18 protein-coding genes are annotated in these 18,865 nt (G+C 64.2%); 6 read left to right on the top strand and 12 right to left on the bottom strand.

The window, feature by feature from the left end; all coding sequences use genetic code 11:
* Positions 1–61: 61 nt before the first annotated feature.
* Positions 62–1,006: an alpha-E domain-containing protein gene (locus ACZXDY_RS07050; protein WP_028166302.1), complete on the bottom strand. Its 945-nt coding sequence runs from the start codon at positions 1,004–1,006 to the stop codon at positions 62–64.
* Between the two features lie 16 nt (positions 1,007–1,022).
* Complete coding sequence (locus tag ACZXDY_RS07045; RefSeq protein ID WP_130228380.1) at positions 1,023–2,444, bottom strand: circularly permuted type 2 ATP-grasp protein; 1,422 nt, start codon at positions 2,442–2,444, stop codon at positions 1,023–1,025.
* Between the two features lie 228 nt (positions 2,445–2,672).
* Between ACZXDY_RS07045 and ACZXDY_RS07040 the strand changes: the two genes are divergently transcribed.
* The 3 genes from ACZXDY_RS07040 to ACZXDY_RS07030 all read left to right on the top strand — a co-directional run bounded on the left by ACZXDY_RS07040 (position 2,673) and on the right by ACZXDY_RS07030 (position 4,743).
* A complete protein-coding gene (locus tag ACZXDY_RS07040) occupies positions 2,673–3,410 on the top strand; it encodes a competence/damage-inducible protein A (protein WP_464344970.1) in 738 nt (245 codons plus the stop codon).
* Positions 3,411–3,440: 30 nt separating this feature from the next.
* Entirely contained in the window at positions 3,441–3,962 is a 522-nt protein-coding gene (gene gpt, locus ACZXDY_RS07035; RefSeq protein ID WP_028166299.1) for a xanthine phosphoribosyltransferase, read from the top strand.
* Positions 3,963–4,119: 157 nt separating this feature from the next.
* Positions 4,120–4,743 (top strand): hypothetical protein, encoded by a 624-nt coding sequence (locus ACZXDY_RS07030; protein WP_464344969.1) that lies wholly within the window; start codon positions 4,120–4,122, stop codon positions 4,741–4,743.
* 51 nt (positions 4,744–4,794) lie between these two features.
* Here ACZXDY_RS07030 and ACZXDY_RS07025 read toward each other — a convergent pair whose 3' ends face one another.
* Positions 4,795–5,817: a methionine synthase gene (locus ACZXDY_RS07025; protein ID WP_464344968.1), complete on the bottom strand. Its 1,023-nt coding sequence runs from the start codon at positions 5,815–5,817 to the stop codon at positions 4,795–4,797.
* 100 nt (positions 5,818–5,917) lie between these two features.
* On the opposite strand from ACZXDY_RS07025, the gene ACZXDY_RS07020 reads away from it, so the two are divergent.
* From ACZXDY_RS07020 to ACZXDY_RS07010, 3 genes are all read left to right on the top strand, one after another.
* On the top strand, positions 5,918–6,619 hold the full coding sequence (locus ACZXDY_RS07020; RefSeq protein WP_028166296.1) for a glutathione S-transferase N-terminal domain-containing protein: 702 nt from the start codon (positions 5,918–5,920) through the stop codon (positions 6,617–6,619).
* A 170-nt stretch (positions 6,620–6,789) separates the two neighbouring features.
* Positions 6,790–7,401: a DsbA family protein gene (locus ACZXDY_RS07015; protein ID WP_464344967.1), complete on the top strand. Its 612-nt coding sequence runs from the start codon at positions 6,790–6,792 to the stop codon at positions 7,399–7,401.
* Positions 7,401–8,375 (top strand): NADPH:quinone oxidoreductase family protein, encoded by a 975-nt coding sequence (locus ACZXDY_RS07010; protein WP_464344966.1) that lies wholly within the window; start codon positions 7,401–7,403, stop codon positions 8,373–8,375. The genes ACZXDY_RS07015 and ACZXDY_RS07010 overlap by 1 nt, the downstream gene beginning before the upstream one ends.
* 107 nt (positions 8,376–8,482) lie before the next feature.
* Here the strand turns inward: ACZXDY_RS07010 and ACZXDY_RS07005 are convergent, their stop codons facing one another.
* The 9 genes from ACZXDY_RS07005 to ACZXDY_RS06965 form a co-directional block, all read right to left on the bottom strand.
* Complete coding sequence (locus tag ACZXDY_RS07005; protein ID WP_130229421.1) at positions 8,483–8,902, bottom strand: hypothetical protein; 420 nt, start codon at positions 8,900–8,902, stop codon at positions 8,483–8,485.
* Positions 8,903–9,036: 134 nt separating this feature from the next.
* Positions 9,037–9,711: an esterase/lipase family protein gene (locus ACZXDY_RS07000; protein WP_028166292.1), complete on the bottom strand. Its 675-nt coding sequence runs from the start codon at positions 9,709–9,711 to the stop codon at positions 9,037–9,039.
* The gene (locus ACZXDY_RS06995; protein ID WP_208828527.1) at positions 9,708–10,598 is read right to left on the bottom strand and encodes a crotonase/enoyl-CoA hydratase family protein; all 891 of its coding nucleotides are present in this window, start codon (positions 10,596–10,598) and stop codon (positions 9,708–9,710) included. Before ACZXDY_RS06995 ends, ACZXDY_RS07000 begins: the two co-directional genes overlap by 4 nt.
* 152 nt (positions 10,599–10,750) lie before the next feature.
* Positions 10,751–12,172, bottom strand: a complete 1,422-nt coding sequence (locus tag ACZXDY_RS06990; protein ID WP_464344965.1) for an amidase — start codon at positions 12,170–12,172, stop codon at positions 10,751–10,753.
* Complete coding sequence (locus ACZXDY_RS06985; RefSeq protein WP_464344964.1) at positions 12,165–13,337, bottom strand: M20 aminoacylase family protein; 1,173 nt, start codon at positions 13,335–13,337, stop codon at positions 12,165–12,167. Before ACZXDY_RS06985 ends, ACZXDY_RS06990 begins: the two co-directional genes overlap by 8 nt.
* Positions 13,338–13,344: 7 nt before the next feature.
* Positions 13,345–14,868, bottom strand: coding sequence for a M81 family metallopeptidase (locus ACZXDY_RS06980; RefSeq protein ID WP_464344963.1), 1,524 nt, complete (start codon positions 14,866–14,868; stop codon positions 13,345–13,347).
* A 241-nt stretch (positions 14,869–15,109) separates the two neighbouring features.
* Positions 15,110–16,750, bottom strand: a complete 1,641-nt coding sequence (locus ACZXDY_RS06975) for an ABC transporter ATP-binding protein (protein ID WP_464344962.1) — start codon at positions 16,748–16,750, stop codon at positions 15,110–15,112.
* A 154-nt stretch (positions 16,751–16,904) separates the two neighbouring features.
* Positions 16,905–17,795: an ABC transporter permease gene (locus tag ACZXDY_RS06970; RefSeq protein ID WP_464344961.1), complete on the bottom strand. Its 891-nt coding sequence runs from the start codon at positions 17,793–17,795 to the stop codon at positions 16,905–16,907.
* Positions 17,795–18,736 carry an ABC transporter permease gene (locus tag ACZXDY_RS06965; RefSeq protein WP_028166285.1) on the bottom strand — a complete coding sequence of 314 codons (942 nt, stop codon included), beginning with the start codon at positions 18,734–18,736 and terminating at the stop codon, positions 17,795–17,797. The genes ACZXDY_RS06970 and ACZXDY_RS06965 overlap by 1 nt, the downstream gene beginning before the upstream one ends.
* Positions 18,737–18,865 lie beyond the last annotated feature (129 nt).

The following is an 18,865-nucleotide window of genomic DNA, read 5'->3' as shown; positions in this document are numbered from 1 at the left end:
ACGTGGATGGCCGGGACAAGCCCGGCCATGACGGGCGTGTGATTGCGGGCATCTTAGCCCATCAAATCAGATATTGCTTGGTGATGATCTCACCCAGGCGTGAATTGTCTGCGATGAACTCCTGGATGAATTCATGCACGCCGTGCTGGAAGATATCGTCCATATGGCTATGCTCAAGCCGGTTGCGGATGCCGCGGGCGTGGCGCTGGGCGGCGCCCTGGCGGCCATAGGCGACGCCGATCTGGTCGAGGTTGCGCACCAGATTGCCGTAGCAGCTTGCCAGCGACCGCGGCAGCGTGTCGTTGAGGATCAGGAGGTCGGCGATCAGCCAGGGCTTGAGCGTCTCGCGGTAGACCCAGTGATAGGCCGTCAGCGCCGACACCGAGCGCAGGATCGAGGTCCACTGATAATAGTCGAGCGGGCCGCCGATATGCTCCTCCTCGGGGAGCAGCACGTGGTATTTGACGTCGAGAATGCGGGCGGTGTTGTCGGCGCGCTCCAGATGCACGCCGAGCCGCGAGAACCAGTAGGCGTCGTTGCGCAGCATGGTCCGATAGGCGGAGCCGTCGAAACGCAGTGACGTCTCCTGCACGAAGCGCAGGAACTTGGCCAGATCCTCTCGATTTCCGGTGCCCTTCGACCACACCGCCTGCAGCTCGATCCAGGCGGCATTGATGGTGTCCCACATCTCGCTGGTCAGCGCTGTCCGCACCGAGCGCGCATTGAGCCGGGCCGCCTCGATGCAGTTCCTGATCGAGGAGGGATTGTCCGGTGCGAACGACAGATATTCGACGACGTTGGCCTCGTTGGCTTCCTGATAGTGGCCGTAAAAGCTTTCGCCGACGCCGGCGGTCAGCAGCGCCGAGTCCCATTCATTGGTTTTGCCGATATAAGCCGCCGGAAGCGCCGTGACGCGCAAGGTGGCGTCGATGGTGCGGGCAAGATATTCCGCGCGCTCGACGTAGCGGGCGAGCCAGTACAGGTTTTCGGCGGTGCGCGACAGCATGCGAAAGCTAAACCCTCTACTCGTCCAGTATCCAGGTGTCCTTGGTGCCGCCGCCCTGGCTGGAATTGACCACGAGCGAGCCTTCCTTCAGCGCCACCCGCGTCAGTCCGCCCGGCACGATGGTGACGCGCTCGCTGCCGGTCAGCACGAACGGGCGCAGATCGACGTGGCGCGGTGCCAGTCCCTTTTCGGTGCAGGTCGGGCAGGTCGACAGCGCCAATGTCGGCTGGGCGATGAAGCCTTCAGGCTCGCGCTTGAGCTTGTCGCGGAACGCCTCGATGGTCGCCTTGGTCGCGGCCGGTCCGATCAGCATGCCGTAGCCGCCGGAGCCGTGCACTTCCTTCACCACGAGATCGTCGAGATGGTCGAGCACATAGGCGAGATCCTGCGGCTCGCGGCAGCGCCAGGTCTGCACGTTCTTCAGGATCGGCTCTTCGGAGAGATAGAATCTCACGATGTCGGGCATGTAGGAATAGATCGCCTTGTCGTCGGCGATCCCGGTCCCGACTGCGTTGGCGAGCGTGATATTGCCGGCGGCATAGGCCGACATCAGCCCGGGCACGCCGAGCGCGGAGTCCGGGCGGAAGGTCAGGGGATCGAGGAAATCGTCGTCGACGCGGCGGTAGATCACGTCGACGCGTTTCAATCCCTCGGTCGTGCGCATGAAGACTTCATCGTTCTTGACGATGAGGTCGCGCCCTTCGACCAGCTCGATGCCGAGCTTGTCGGCTAGGAAGGAATGTTCGTAATAGGCGGAATTGTAGATGCCGGGCGTCATCAGCGCGACCGTCGGCTCGGCCGCGGCACCGCGCGGCGCGACGGAGCGCAACGCGGCCAGCAGCTCGTCCGGATAGCGCTCCACCGGCGCGACGCGGTGGCGGGCGAACAGGTCCGGAAACAGCCGCATCATGATCTCGCGGTTTTCCAGCATGTAGGATACGCCCGAGGGCGTGCGCGCGTTGTCCTCCAATACGATGAAGTTTTCCGGATCGGTCCGGATGATATCGATGCCGGCGATATGCACATAGACGTCGTGCGGCACGTCCTGGCCGTTCATCTCCGGGCGGAAGACGGGGTTTTGGAAGATCATGTCTTCCGGGATGATGTTGGCGCGCAGGATGTCGCGGCCGTGATAGATGTCGCGCAGGAACATGTTGAGCGCGAGCACGCGCTGCTTCAGCCCCTTTTCCAGCAGCGCCCATTCCCTGGCCGACAGGATGCGGGGGATCACGTCGAAGGGGATCAGCCGCTCCTGGGCTGCGGCGTCGCCATAGACCGCAAAGGTAATGCCGATCCGGCGGAACAGGAGCTCCGCCTCCTGGCGCCGATATTCCAGCGCATCCGGGGGCGTCTCCGTCAGCCAGCGGGAGAGCTCCTGGTAGGCTTGGCGGATTTCGGTGCCGCCCTGGCCGTTCATCTCATCGAATGCAACTGCCATAAATCCTGAACGTCCTCCGAAACCATACGCCACAGTGCATGACTTGCCGGGATGGTAGCAAGGGGCGGGCCAGCAGGATATGCATTGGCTGGCGACATTTGGTATGGGTGTCTCAAGGGGCTGCTCGAAAAACCGGCTGCCACCTGCTTATTTCGGCAGCAACAACCTGCGACTTCAAGGCGCTGCGTCGGCAGGGCCCGGGGGGCGGAAAAGGGTGAGGAAGAGACCATGAGCGAGATCGTCACGGCGGGCCTTCTGGTGATCGGCGACGAGATCCTGTCCGGCCGGACCAAGGACAAGAATATCGGCTTCATTGCCGAATACCTGACCAATATCGGCATCGACCTGAAGGAAGTGCGCGTCGTCGCCGACGACGAGGATGACATTGTCGCAGCCCTGAATGCGCTGCGCCATCGCTATAGCTACGTCTTCACCACCGGCGGCATCGGCCCGACTCACGACGACATCACCGCCGATGCCGTGGCAAAGGCGTTCGGCGTCGGCATCGATCATCACCCGGAGGTGGTGGCGCGCTTCCGCGAGCGCTGGAGCGACCAGGACCTGAACGAGGCGCGGCTACGCATGGCGCGGATCCCCGACGGCGCCGACCTGATCCAGAGCGCGACCATCCTCGCGCCCGGTTTCAAGCTCGGCAATGTCATCGTGATGGCGGGCATCCCGACCATCATGCAGGCGATGATGGACATCGTCGCGCCGCGCCTGAAATCGGGCGTGCGGATGCTTTCTGATTCGGTCCGCGCCAATGCGCGGGAAGGCGACATCGGCGGACCCTTAAAGGAGATCGCCATCGCCCATCCCGACACCATCATCGGCAGCTATCCGTTCATGGACGAAGAGCAGCGTCCCAACACCAATCTGGTCGTCCGCTCCCGCGATCCGGACAAGCTCGCCGCCGCAATGGGGGCGGTGAAGGAGATGCTGGCGAACCTGCAGGTGACGCGTTAAAGCGGCGAGAAGGACTTCTCGGAGAGAAAAATGGCGGATACGAACCTCAGCGCACAGGAACGGGCAGGCAAGGCCTTCCCGGTGTCCTGGGACCAGTTCCACCGGGACTGCCGGGCGCTGACCTGGCGGCTCAATGAGGTCGGGCCATTCCAGGCGGTGATCGCGATCACCCGCGGCGGCCTGGTGCCGGCGGCGATCGTGGCGCGCGAGCTCGGCGTGCGCGTGATCGACACCGTCTGCATCGCGAGCTACGACCACAACAAACAGGGCGACCTGCAAGTCCTGAAGGGCATTTCGGAAGCAACCGCCAAGCTTGGCAATGGCACCGGCAAGGGGCTGTTGATCGTCGACGACCTCGTGGACACCGGCAAGACCGGCAAGATGGTGCGCGAGATGATGCCCGATGCCCATTTCGCCACGGTGTATGCCAAGCCGAAGGGCCGGCCGCTGGTGGACACCTTCATCACCGAGGTGTCGCAGGACACCTGGATCTTCTTCCCCTGGGACACCGCGCTCTCGTTCCAACCTCCGATCCGCGATGGCGCGGCGTAGTCCTTACCTCGCCCCGCTTGCGGGGAGAGGTCGGATCGCATCGAAGATGCGATCCGGGTGAGGGGGAGTCTCCGCGAGTACATTTGCTTTCGTATTCGCGGATAGAGCCGCTCATCCCGACCTTCTCCCCGTAAGAACGGGGAGAAGGAGAAGCAAGATGCCCCTGCAGAACCGCGTCACGCCAACCGGCGAGATCGTCGCCACGCCGCACCGCGGGTTGTTTACCGGCAACCGCGGCATCATCCATGATCCCGCGACCAAAACGCTCCTGAAAAAGCGCTGGTCAAGCCCGGCTTGGCTGACATGCGTGTGCGAATTCCGCGGCCGGCGTCGCAAGGTGATGGGCGGACGAAGCTGGACCGAATTGTTCTTTCTCGATGAAGCCACCGCGTTCGCCGCGGGCCATCGCCCCTGCTTCTTCTGCCGCCGCGACGATGCCAACCGCTTTCGCGCCGCCTGGGAGCAGGGCAACGGCGCGAACAACCTCCACGCGCCCGAGATCGACGCCGTGCTGCATCGCGAGCGCCTCGACCGCAGCCGGAAGCGGCTGCATCCATTGCCGATACCGCTCGCGAGCCTGCCAGACGGAGCGATGGTGCAGGAAGGCGAGCGCAGCTTTCTCATCGTAAGCGGCGAACCGCTGCGCTGGTCGTTCGCTGGCTACGCACGCGCCGACATCGACGCCGATGCTGCGCTGCTGCTGACGCCGCCATCGACGGTTCGCGCATTCGCCGCCGGCTATCGGCCCGTGCTGCATCCAAGCGCGACCTCATTTGCTTGAATCGATGCGGCCGCGAGGACCACCTCTCCCCATTGGGGAGAGGTGAAGCGATCAGCCGAGCCGCTGCCGCGCCAGCTTGGCGCCTTCGCCGAGCGCCATCAGCTTGGCTTCCGCGATGTCGCGCCGCATCGGCGCCATCCCGCAATTGGTCGTCGCGACGATGTTGCTCTTCGGCACGAATTTCGCGACCGCCTCGATCACATTGGCCACGTCTTCGGCGGTCTCGACAACGTCGCTTGCGACATCGATCACGCCGGCCTGGACGATCTTGCCCGGCAATAGCGCGAGCAGCTCGATCGGCACTTTCGAGTTGCGGCATTCGATCGCGACCTGCTGGATCGTGCTCTTGTCGATCACAGGAAACGTCTCTTCATATTGCCGCCATTCGCTGCCCAGGGTCTCTTTCCAGTCGGTATTGGCCTTGATGCCGTAGCCGTAACAGATGTGCACGGCGGTCTCGCAGGTCAGCCCCTCGGCGGCGCGCTCCAGCGCACTTATGCCCCAGTCGCGGACGTCGTCCATGTAAACATTGAAGGCGGGCTCGTCGAACTGGATCATGTCGACGCCGTCGGCTTGCAGCGCCTTGGCCTCCTCGTTCAGGAGCTCGGCAAAGGCGAAGGCCATCTTGACCCGGTCGCCGTAATATTGGTCGGCGATGGTGTCGATGATGGTCATCGGGCCGGGCAGGGTGAATTTCAGCTTGCGCGTCGTGTGGGTGCGGGCGACACGGGCCTCGGTGGCATGGACACGGCCCTTGAGCTGCAGCGGCGCCACCACCTGCGGCACCATCGCCTTATAGCGGTCCTTGCGGATACCCATCTCGACCTTGTGGGCGAAATCGATGCCTTCGACCTTCTCCAGGAAGCCATGGACGAAATGCTGCCGCGCCTGCTCGCCCTCGGTGACGAGATCGATTCCGGCATCCTCCTGCAGCTTCAGCGCGAGCAGGGTGGCGTCGCGCTTGGCGCGCGCCAGCTCGTCGCCTTGCGACTTCCAGGGCGCCCACAGCGTGTTGGGCTCCGCCAGCCATTCCGGTTTCGGCAAGGAGCCTGCGATCGTGGTCGGAAACAGCATGTCTGGCCTCCCTCGGTTCGGATTGAGCGCCTGTCTGCCATGTCTTATGATCGAGGTACAGAACAACAAGCGTCTTTATGACGCGACCTTTGGGGAAACCATGATCGACCTGCACTACGCGCCGACGCCGAACGGCTGGAAGATTTCGATCATGCTGGAGGAACTCGGGCTTCCCTATCAGGTCATCCCGGTCAATATCCGCGCCGGCGAGCAGTTTCGCCCGGAATTCCTGGCGATCAGCCCGAACAACCGGATCCCGGCAATCGTGGACCACGCGCCCGCCGATGGCGGCGAGCCGTTCGCTGTGTTCGAAACCGGCGCGATCCTGATCTATCTGGCCGAGAAGACCGGCCGCTTCCTGCCTGCGGATATGCGCGGCCGTTCCAGGGTCATCCAGTGGGTGATGTGGCAGGTGGGCGGGCTCGGTCCGATGCTTGGCCAGCACGGCCATTTCGCGCTCTATGCCGCCGACAAGATCCCCTATGCGATCGAGCGCTACCGCGACGAGGCGGCGCGGCTCTATGGCGTGCTCGACCGCCAACTCGGCAAGACCGGCGCCTATATCGCCGGCGACTACTCCATTGCTGACATCGCCTGCTTCCCCTGGACCATGACCCACAAGGCGCAGGGTTTTACGCTCGACGACTACCCGAACATCAAGCGCTGGTACGCCGAGGTGCGCGCCCGGCCGCAGGTGCAGGCGGGGCTCGCGATCGGCAAGTTCGTCAAGGAACCGTTCGACGAGGAGGCACGCAAGAACATGTTCGGCCAGCGCGCCAAGGAGATGCTGGAGAAGCAATGACCACTCCAACCCCTCATGGTGAGGAGCTTGCGAAGCAAGCATCTCGAACCATGAGGCCCCAGTCTCACCCGTGGCTCATCCTTCGAGACGCGCGTTCCGCGCTCCTCAGGATGAGGTCATCGCAAGTGGTGATCACAAGTGAAAGCAAAAGGAACAAAGGAAACGCCACCATGATCGAATTCTTCTTCGACTGCTCCAGCCCCTGGACCTATCTCGCCTTCCACAACATCCAGCCGTTGGCAAAGGAGTTCGGCATCGATATCTCCTGGCGCCCGATCCTGGTCGGCGGCATCTTCAACACCGTCAACCCGAGCGTCTACGCCTCGCGCGAAACGCCGGTGCCGCTGAAGGCGCGCTACATGAAGAAGGATCTCTCCGACTGGGCGCGCTCGGCAGGCCTTGCGATCAAGATGCCGCCAAGCGTGTTTCCCGTGAACAGTGTCAAGGCGATGCGCGGCTGCATCTGGCTCGGCAGCGACAAGATGGTGCCGTTCGCGCGCGCGGTGTTCGAGGCTTATTGGGGCGACGACAAGGACATTTCGCAGGATGCGGTGCTGACCGAGATCTGCAACAAGGTCGGCATCGATCCGGCAAAATTCTTCGCCGGCATCAGCCAGCAGGCGATCAAGGACCAGCTCAAGGCCAACACCGATGAAGTGATGGCGCGCGGCGGCTTCGGCTCGCCGACCATCTTCGTCGACGAGACCGACATGTATTTCGGCAACGACCGCTTGCCGCTGATCCGCGAGGTGCTGGAGCGCAAGAAGGAGCGCGCAGCCTGATGCCGAAAGCCGTTGTCTGCCGCGAGCTCGGCCCGCCTGAGCGCCTGCGGCTGGAAACATTTTCGTCCGCGCCATTGAAGGCAGGCGAGGTGCGCGTCGCGATCCGCGCCGCGGGGATCAATTTTCCCGACGTGCTGATGGCGGCCGGCGAATATCAGCTCAAGCCGCCATTGCCGTTCACGCCGGGCATGGAAGCCGCCGGCGACGTGGTCGAGGTAAATGATGCCGCGGGCGTCAAGGTCGGCGACAAGGTCATCGTCAAGATGCGCCACGGCGCCTTCAGCGACGAGGCGGTGGCCACGCCATCGCAGCTCACGCGGATGCCGTCGACGTTCGACTATGCGGAAGGCGCGACCTTTCTTGCCGCGCACGGCACGGCCTATCATGCGCTGATCGACCGCGGCCAGCTTCGGCCCGACGAGGTGCTGCTGGTGCATGGAGCCGGCGGCGGCGTGGGACTGGCCGCGGTCGAGATCGGCAAGCTGCTCGGCGCCGTCGTGATCGCTGCCGCGTCAAGCGAGGAGAAGCTTGCGATCGCCAAGGCGAGGGGAGCGGACCATCTCGCGCTCTACGATCGCGAGCCGTTTCGCGATGCCGTGAAACGCATCACGGACGGCAACGGCGCCGATGTCGTGTTCGATCCGGTCGGCGGCGAGGTGTTCGAGAACTCGATGCGCTGTATCAACTGGGGCGCGCGGCTGCTCGTCATCGGCTTCACCGGCGGCATCGGGCTTGCCCGCACCAATCTCTTGATGATCAAGGGCGCCAGCGTGCTCGGCATCCGCGCCGGCGAAGCCGTGCGGCGGAATCCGGCGCTGGGCGAGGTGCGCATCAAGGCGCTGACCGAATGGGCGGAAGCCGGCAAGGTGCGCCCGAACATCTCGCATCGATTGCCGCTGGAGGATGTCGCGAAAGCGATGCGCCTGCTGCTGGAGCGCAAGGCGATCGGCCGCGTGGCGCTGATGATGGGTTAGCCGTCATTGCGAGCGAGATCCTGTAGGGTGGGCAAAGCGAAGCGTGCCCACCATCGACACTCCGCTTGGAATGGTGGGCACGCTTCGCTTTGCCCACCCTACGAGTATTACTTCCCCGCCTGCGCGTAGCCGAGACATGTCCGCACGATCTGGCCGCAGACGGCATCCCGCGCGTCGCCGATGTCGGTATTCCCGGCGTATTGCACCTCCGCGACCTTGCCGCCGACGAAGCGGAGCTGCACGCGGCAATAGCCGTTCAACGGCTGGCCGCCGATGTTCAGCCCGGGTGGGATCGTGAGGGCTGGCGGCGCTATACCGCCGGGCGCACTGGCGGCATGCTCATACATCCAGATTTCGCCGGTGCCGTCCTTGGTGGTTCCAGTCGGCAGCCCCGCGCACATCCGGATGTTCGATTGATTAAGTCCGATCAGGCTTTCCCGGCCGCGCCGCGCCCATTCGGCGTCCCGTTCGGCACAGCCGGCCAGGACGAGGGGTGCCAGGATAAGCATCCGCAGGCGAAGTCGCATCGGTACCGATTCAGTGACTGGATTTGCAGCGACGATATCGCGTTGCGAATTTGCGTTGCAGTGGACGTGCTGCTCGCCTCCATGCGCGGCCGGCATGGATCAAAAGCCGAGGTGGCACGTTATCGACGCCCACTTTACCAATGCGCCGTAAATTTCCCCTCCCGCAGGAACGCAATCGTCTGCGCGATCGCCGCGTCATTGCGCACCAGCCATGGATGTGACGTGCGCACGACAATATGATCGGTCATGCCGTCGAGCTTGGTGTTCGCGACCGACACACGACCGTCATGTGGCCGCGGCAGGAAGGCCGAGGCGACAGGGTAGATTGAGCGGTTCCCGGCGATGATGCCAACCGGATAGTCGATCGGCGGCAGCAGCGCCATGGTCGCAAGATCGCGCAGCGTGCCAAGCTGCTGCCCGGCCGGGCCAAAGAAGGCGCGATACAGCACGACATTCTTCAAGCGGTCCGCGATCTCGCTACCGCCGTTGGGCGTCCCCAGCATCATCACGCGCCCGAGATTGTGCGGCCGGTGTTTGGCGAGATAGACGCGCGCCAGCAGTCCGCCCATGGAATGGCAGACGAAGTGCACTCGGCCACCAAGACGGCCTGCGAAAGTTTCGATCGCGGGATGGATGTCTTCCGCCAGCGCCTCAAGCGGTTTGCGGCGGCTGGCGTAGTCGAGATTGAGCGTTGTATATCCGGCGCGCTCGATCGCGCTTTCCATCTTGCGGAACGAACGCGCGGTCCGGCTGATGCCGTGCAGGAGGACGACGCCGTCCCGTGCTGGCGTCGTCCCAAGTGTGCTCACTTATATTCGCGTTCCTGCCACCACGGGAAATAGTCGGGCATGTCGGACGAGACCTTGTTCTTGAATTGCGCGGGGCGCTTTTCCAGGAACGAGACCACGCCTTCCTTGACGTCGTCCGAACGGCCGCGGGCGTAGATGCCGCGGCTGTCGACCTTGTGCGCTTCCATCGGATCGTCGGCGCCGAGCATGCGCCACATCATCTGCCGGATCAGCGCCACCGAGACCGGCGCGGTCTTGGCGGCGATCTCCTTGGCCAGCGCGCGGGCGGTCGGCAACAGCTCGTCCGGCGGCACCACCTTGCTGACGAGACGGCCGGCAAGCGCCTCCTGCGCGGGGAAGACGCGGCCGGTGTAGCACCACTCCAGCGCCTGCGAGATGCCGACGATGCGCGGCAGGAACCAGCTCGAGGCCGCCTCCGGCACGATGCCACGTTGGGAGAACACGAAGCCGAACCGCGCGGCCTCGCTCGCAATGCGGATGTCCATCGCAAGCTGCATGGTGACGCCGATGCCGACCGCGGGCCCGTTCACCGCCGCGATCACCGGCTTCAGGCTCTTGAAGATGCGCAGCGTCACCTGGCCGCCGCCGTCGCGCACATTGGGATCGCTGTAATCGACCGCGCCGCTCGGCAGCCGCTTCACCGGTCCGCGCCGCGCATCGCGGTCAAAGGTGTTGGCGCCGGAGGAGAGATCGGCGCCCGCGCAGAAGGCGCGGCCCTCGCCGGTGACGATGATGGCGCGGATGTCGTCGTCCTTGTCGGCGGCATCGAAGGCATCGATCAGCTCCTGCTGCATCGTCGCGTTGAAGGCGTTGAGCTTGTCCGGCCGGTTCAGCGTGATCGTGAGGATCTGCTCGGCGACCTCGTACTTGATCGTCTCATACGCCATGGTGGTTGTTTCCTTCCTTGTGTCTGTTCGTTGCGTCCCAGCGCAAGTCATCGTCATGCCCGGGCTTGACCCGGGCATCCACGTTCTTGCTTTCTTGCAAGCGTATAGACGTGGATGGCCGGGACAAGCCCGGCCATGACGGAGTGCGGAGATTATTTCTCAGGCGGCTGCGGCCAGGGGCGTTGCGGGCCGCGCAGGGCCTCGAACGCCTTGCCCATGCCGAGCACGCCGATGTCGTCGAAGCGGCGGCCGATGATCTGCACACCGATCGGAAAGCCGTTTCTGTCGTAGCCGCCGTTGATCGACAGCGCCGGGTTCTCCGACATATTCCACGGTACGGTATAGCAGATGTGCTCGAACGGCCTGTCGGGATCGTTGAGCGGAGCGGGGAGCTCGGCCGCGAAGTTCACCACCGGCGAGACCGGCGAGATGATGTAGTCGAAATCGCAGAACAGTTTGGCTGCGGCGGCGCGGATCGCCATGGTCTGGTTGAAGCCGCGGATGACGTCCACGCCCGACAGCTTCGCGCCGGCCTCGCCCCATTTGTAGATATAGGGCAGCACCTTTGCGCGCTCTTCCGCCGAGAGCTTCGAAAGATCGTCCCACATCCGCGCGCGCCAGAAATTGTCGAGACCCTCGAGCATTTGCCGGGTGAAGAAGCCGTCGATCTCGGTGACGACGGCGCCTGCGGATTCGAAGGTTTTCGCCGCCTTCACCACGACGTCGCGCACTTCCTTCTCGAGCGCCTGGCCGACGTCGAGATCGAGCATCAGGCCGAGGCGCATCTTGCGCGGCGACTTCTCCAGCGTCTTCCAGTTGATCTCATGCGCCGGCAGGCTCATGCCGTCGCGGCGATCGGGGCGCGACAGCACGCTCATCATCAGCGCGGCGTCGTCGACGGTGCGGGTCATCGGGCCCGCGACGCGGCCGACATAGGGCGGATCGATCGGGACGCGCCCGAGGCTCGGCTTCAGTGCGACCAGGCCGCACCAGCATGCCGGCAGGCGCACCGAGCCGCCGATGTCGGTGCCGAGATGCAGCGGCCCATAGCCGGCCGCAGCGGCCGCACCTGCGCCCGCGCTCGAGCCGCCGGGATTCTTGCTGAGGTCCCAGGGGTTGCGGGTGAGGGGATGGAACGAAGAGAGCCCAGAGGACAGCATGCCGTAATCCGGCATCGTGGTTTTGGCGAAGATCACCGCGCCCGCTTCGCGCAAGCGTGCCGCAGGAGGCGCATCCTTCTCCGCCGGCACGTGCTTGACGCTGGCGGCACCGAGCGGCACCGGCTGGCCTTTGGTGGCGATATTGTCCTTGATCGTGACCGGCACCCCGTCGAGCGTGCCCATCGGCTCGCCGGCCTGCCAGCGGTCGGTCGAGGCCTTGGCCACTGCGCGCGCGCCATCCGGGTCGTACAGGTAGAGCGCCTTGATGTGCGGTTCCCACTGCGCGACATGCGCGATCACCTCGTCCAGCACCTCCAGCGGCGAGAACTGCTTGGCGCGGTAGCCCGCGATCAGGTCGGTGGCGGAAAGGTCGTGCAGCGAGGTGACGGCTTCTTCGGGGGCTGGTTTATGCATGGGCACCTACCGGCAAACGAGTCTCGATGATGCGTGCGAACATGCTGGCGCCAACAGGCAGAATCTTGTCGTCGAGGACATAACCGGGATTGTGCACCGGCACCGAGCCATAATGGCCGACCCAGAAATAGGCACCGGGCACCGCCATCATCATGTCGGCAAAATCCTCGCTGCCCATCTTCGGCTGCGAGTGGGTGATCACCTTCGACGGATCGACCACCGTGCGCGCGACCTGCTCGACCACCCTGGACTGTTCCTCCTGGTTGACGAGCACGCTGAAACCGTCGCGGATGTCGACGGCGATCTCGGCCTGGAATGTCGCGGCAATGCCGGCGCAGATCGCCCGCATGCGTTCGCGGATCAGCGCGCGCACCTCGTCGGAGAAGGCGCGCACGGTGCCGCACAGCTTCGCATCGCCGGGAATGACGTTGTAGGCCGAGCCCGAGTGGATTTGCGTGATCGACAGGACCGCTGCCTGCAGCGGATCGACATTGCGGCTGACGATGGTCTGCAGCGCCTGGCCGAGCGTCATCGCGATCACGACAGCATCCTTGGAGCGCTCCGGCATCGCGCCATGCGCGCCATAGCCCTGGATGGTGATGTCGAAGAAATCAGCGCCGGCCATTGCCGGCCCCGGCAGGACCGCGATCTCGCCGTGGTCCAGATCTGGCGCATTATGCAGGCCATAGATCTCGTCGCAGGGAAACTTTTCGAACAGACCGTCCTTGATCATGGCGCGGGCGCCGCCAAGGCCTTCCTCTGCCGGCTGGAAGATGAAATGCACGGTGCCGTCGAAATTGCGGGTTTCGGCGAGATAGCGCGCACTGCCGAGCAGCATGGTGGTGTGGCCGTCATGGCCGCAGCCGTGGAAGCGGCCGGGAATGGTCGAGCGCCATTTCAGGTTGGTGTTTTCCTCCATCGGCAGCGCGTCCATGTCGGCGCGCAGGCCGATGCGCTTGCCGCCATTGCCCTTGCCCTTGAGCACGCCCACGACGCCGGTGCCGCCGAGGCCGCGATGCACCTCGATGCCCCAGCTCGCGAGCTTCTCGGCGACGATGCCGGAGGTGCGGACCTCCTCAAAGCCGATCTCGGGATGGGCATGGAAATCCCGACGGATCGCCGTGAGTTCGTCGGCAAAGCCTTCGATGCGTTCGATGGTGGGCATTTGGTCCTTATCCGGTTGAACGTGACGTGTTGACAGGAGTGAAGGCGGGGCCGTTCGGCTTGATACGGATTCCCGGCCGTAATTTGGTCCACGGCAGCGAGGTGGTGTCGGCCGGCATCGCGCCGGGTGCGGCGCAGATCAAGAGCTTCTCGGCGATCGGCTCGAAATCGGCGCGGAAATGCACCGAGCTCTTGTTGACGAGGACCGCCTGCTTGGTCGGCTCGATACCGACATAGCGGTACATCGCCTGGTCGGCGAGCTGCGCCTTGTGCGAGCTGACGACCACTCTGACATCGCCGATGCGCAGGCACGCCGATGGTCCCATGTCCATGTCGCGGCCGCCATAATAGGGGCCGGGCGCCACGAACTTTCCATCCGAGAGCTGCTCGACGACGAAGGTTTCCTTGTAGGGCGCATCGCCCGGGATGCCCGACTTGCCGCCGAGCGCGAGCGTTACGGTGGCGCCGACGCCCGCGGCATGCGCCGCCTTCGCCGATTGGGGGTCGTAGATCACGCCGGTTGCGGCGCGGATCGCATTGTTGCGCACCAATGCGCGCAGCATCCCTGTGGTGTCGGAGTCGCCGCCGGCGCCGGGATTGTCCTGGGTGTCGGCAATGATGATCGGCCTGGTCGCGGTCTTTGCCAATTCCATCGCATGGCGCACACCGTCGTCGGGTGAATAGATGCGGCCGTCGAAATCGTCCTCATGGTCCGCGATCAGCGCGGCAAGCTTGTCGGCGGCGGCATCGGCGTCGGCCTGTGTCCTGCCGTAAGCGAACACGCTCGGGCCGCAATGTTCGAAATCGGCCGCGGGAAAGCCCGGCGCAAAGGACAGGGTCGGCACCGCATCGCTCTCCATCGCGGCGAGCTTCTCGTAGATGCCTCTGGTCGGCTGGTCATTGGTGCACTGCCAACTGATCGGGATCAGGAACGGCAGTTGCCGGAACGCTTTTGCAAAGCGCTGCCTGGTCTTCAGCAGCAGCGCGAGATGTCTTGCGGATGCGCGGCCGGTGTCGGCCATGTCGACATGAGGATAGGTGCGGTAGGCGATCAGCGCATCGGCATGCTCGACCATCTCAGGCGTGACATTGGCGTGCAGATCGAGACTTGCGACAAGCGGCACGTCCTTGCCAATCACGTTGCGCACGCGCGCCAATATCTCGCCTTCGCCGTCGTCGAGATGCTCGGTCACCATCGCGCCGTGCAGGTCGAGATAGACAGCATCGAGCGGGCCTGCACTGGCGATGCCGTCGATCATTTTCTTGACGATACGCTCGAACGCATCTTCGGTCACATGGGCGGACGGGCTGGCGCCGCAGGAGATCGTGGGGATCAATTCCCAGCCATTGGCTTCGGCGGCTTCGACGAAGCCGGCTAGCCCGACATTGATCTTGCGCATCACCTTCAACACGTCGGCGCCGTGCGCCATCGATGGCCAGCCGCCGCCATGCACGAAATCATCATAGGTCGCTTTGGTCGGCGCGAAGGTATTGGTCTCGTGCAGGAAGCCGCCGACGGCGATACGGGTCATTGATCAGGGTCTCGTAAAGAGGTCGTGGGGCGCGACGTTAAGCGTGTCGCTGCGGCCAGCGCAAGCCGCGAAGCATTCCGGATTTGCATGCCGCATGGGCGTTGGGAAGTGGCCAAGCTGTCGTTGCAAGGACAGCGGTCAAGACACAGTCATTCCGGGGCGATGCGCTAGCATCGAACCCGGAATCTCGAGATTCCGGGTTCGCGTCTGCGACGCGCCCCGGAATGACAGCGTATAGCGACTATTCCGCAGCCTCAGCTACCGGCCGGAAATTGGCAAAATCCCAGCCGCGGCCGGGTGCGGCATCAAGTAGCGCCCTGGTGTAAGCCTCTTTCGGGTGAGTGAGCACTTCCGCCGCCGGCCCCTGTTCGACGACGCGGCCATGCTGCATCACAACGACATCGTCGCAGATTTGCGCCGCAACGCGCAAATCGTGGGTGATGAACAGCAGCCCGATGCCGAGCCGCTTCTGGATCTCATCCAGGAGATCCAGCACCTGCGCCTGCACGGAGACGTCGAGCGCGGACACCGCCTCGTCTGCCACCAGCACCTCAGGGTCGAGCGCCAGCGCGCGCGCAATCGCAATGCGCTGGCGCTGGCCGCCGGAGAACTGGTGCGGATAGCGCGAGATCGCGTCCGCCGGCAAATGCACCAGCTCGAGCAGTTCGCGCGCTTTGCTCAGCGCCTCCTTGTGCGGCATGCCGTAATTGATCGGGCCTTCCGCGATCGACTCGCCGACGGTGACGCGCGGGTTGAGCGAGCGGTAGGGATCCTGGAAGATGATCTGGATCTTCTTGCGGTGCGGCTGCAACAGCCGCCGCGACAATTCGGAGATTTCGCGGCCCACCAGCCGCACGCCGCCGGAGGTCGGGTCGATCAGGCGCACGATGCAGCGCGCCACTGTCGATTTGCCCGAGCCGCTTTCGCCGACGATGCCGAGCGTGCGACCCTTGCGCAAGGTCAGCGTGACATCCTTGGCGGCCGCGACCTCGCGGATTTTGCCGAGGAGGGAGCGCTCGCGATAGACCTTGCAGAGTTCGTTGGCTTCCAGCACCACCGGCTCCCTGGTCTCCTCGCGCGGCGGCCGCGGCACCAGGCTCGGCACCGAAGCGAGCAGGTTGCGGGTATATTCCATCGATGGATTGCGCAGGATGCCGTCCAGCGGCCCGCTCTCGACCAGCCGGCCGTGACGCATCACCGCGACGCGGTCGGCGATCTCAGCGACGACGCCCATGTCGTGGGTGATGAACAGCACGGCGGTGCCGTGATCGCGCTGCAGGTCGCGGATCAAGGTGAGGATCTGCTTCTGCGTGGTGACGTCGAGCGCGGTGGTCGGCTCGTCCGCGATCAGAAGCTTCGGCTCCAGCACCAGCGCCATGGCGATCATGATGCGCTGGCGCTGTCCGCCGGAGAGCCGGTGCGGGTAGGAGGCGAAGATGCGCTCCACGTCGGGCAGCCGCACATGCTCCATCATCGCCAGGATCTTCTGCCGCCGCGCGCGGGCGTCGAGATTGGTATGCACGCGCAGGACTTCGTCGATCTGGCGGCCGACCGGCACCACCGGGTTGAGCGCCGTCATCGGCTCCTGGAAGATCATCGCCATCCGCGTGGCGCGCAATTGCCGCAAGCGGCGGTCGCTTGCGGTGAGCAATTCCTCGCCCACCAGCTTGACGCTGCCACCGGTTGGTATCAGCGAGCCCTTCTGCAACAGGCCCATCACCGTGAGCGAGGTCACCGACTTGCCGGAGCCGCTTTCGCCGACCAGGCACAGCGTCTCGCCTTCTCGGACCTGCAGCGAAATGCCGTCGATGATGCGGCTTGCGCCCGGCTTCTTGCCGAGGGCGACGACGAGATTGTCGATGTCGAGGACGATGTCGGTCATTCAGTTACTCTCTCGTCATTCCGGGGCGCGCGAAGCGCGAGCTATGATGTGCAATTGCACATCAGAGAATCCATCGGGCCACAAGTGCAAGCGGAGAAATGGATTCCGGGTTCGCGCTTGCGCGCGCCCCGGAATGACGGAGCAAATGGCTTCGTCACTTCCCACTCCCCCGCTGCTTCATGCGCGGATCGAGCGCATCGCGTGCGGCGTCGCCGATCAGGTTCACGGAGAGGATCGCGATCGATAGCAAGAGGCCGGGCCAGAAGATCAGGGACGGCTTGATCTGAAAGTAGGCGCGGCCCTCGGCCATGATGTTGCCCCAGGTTGGCGTTTCCGGCGAGATGCCGGCGCCGAGGAACGACAGGATCGCTTCGGTCAGCACGGCGGAGGCGCAGACATAAGTGCCCTGCACGATCAGCGGCGCGATCGTGTTCGGCATCAGGTGCCGCCACATGATCTTCGGCAGGCTGGAGCCGAGCGAGATCGCGGCTTCCACATAGGGCTCCTCGCGTGCGGTGAGCACCACCGAGCGCACCAATCGCGCCACCCGCGGCACTTCGGGAATGGTGATCGCCACCAGCACGGTCCAGACGCTTGCGCCCGACAGCGAGACCACGGCGATCGCGAGCAGGATGCTCGGGATCGCCATCAGGCCATCCATGATCCGCATCATCACCGCGTCGACCCATTTGAAGAAGCCGGAGACGAGGCCGAGCACGAGCCCGATGCTGATCGAGAACACGGCGGCACCGAGCCCGATCAGAAGCGAGATCCGGCCGCCATAGATGATCCGTGACAACAGGTCGCGACCATAGGCGTCGGTGCCGAGCGGAAACTCAGCGCTGGGCGGCTTCAGTCGCAGTGCCGGTGCGAGTTGCACCGGGTCATGCGGCGCAAGCCATGGCGCGAAGATCGCCATCAGGATGATCAGCGACAGGCAAATCGTGGCGCCCGTCATGATCGGCGTCGAGGTCAAAAATCCGAATCGTGGCCGCAGCGGTGTCGTGATCGGAAGCGACGACTCGGGAAGGGTATCGATCGCCATCAGTAGCGGATCCTTGGATCGAGCAGGGTATAGGCGAGGTCGATGAGCAGGTTGACGGCGACATAGATGCCCGACGTCAACAGGATCATGGCCTGGATCACCGGATAGTCGCGCGCCAGCACCGCATCGACGGTGAGACGGCCGATGCCGGGCAGATTGAACACGCTCTCGGTGACGACGACGCCGGAGATCAGCAGCGCAAAGCCGCTGCCGATCACTGTGATGACAGGCACCGCGGCGTTGCGCAGCCCGTGCCGCAGCAGCACGCCCATCTCGCCGATGCCTTTTGCGCGGGCGGTGCGGATGTAATCCTCACCCATCACATCAAGCATCGAGGCCCGCGTCATGCGTGCGATCAGCGCGACATAGATGAAGGAGAGGGCGCAAGTCGGCAGGATGATGCGCTCGAAGAACGGACCGAAACCCGCGGTGATGCTGCGAAAACCCTGCACCGGCACCCAGCGAAGGTCGATCGCGAAGATCTGGATCAGCACATAGCCGATCACGAACACCGGCACCGAGAAGCCGAGCACCGACAGTCCCATCACGAAGCGGTCGATCCAGGTGCCGTGCTTCCAGGCCGCGATCACGCCGAGCGGCACCGCAACCACGATCGAAAGCACAATGGTGGAGAGCGCGATCGAGATCGACGGCTCGATGCGCTGGCTGATCATCTTCAGCACCGGCACGTTCGAGATCAGGGACACGCCGAGATCGCCGTGCAGGAGTTTTCCGATCCAGGTGAAGAACTGGATGTGGAGCGGCTCGTTGAGCCCGAGTGAGGTCCTGATCCGTTCGAGCTGCTCCGGCGTCGCATTGTCGCCGGCGAGGATCGCCGCAGGATCACCCGGCGTCAGCCGCAGCAAGAGGAACACGAACAGCGCCACCACGCCCATCACGGGAATAGCGGCAAGGATTCGGCGAAGCAGATATCCCAGCAATGTCGATCCGTCAGATTAGGGTCAGTTAAGAGTGACGTCGGCCGTTAACCTGAGTTCCGTCACCTGCGTAGCATTTCAGCAATTCCCATGCCATCGGGCGCCGATGCGTCTTCAAACTCCCGTCATTCC

Source organism: Bradyrhizobium sp. LeoB3, assembly GCF_055456055.1.
Note: the sequence above shows the minus strand (reverse complement) of the source record. Positions and strands in the feature narration are given on the sequence as shown.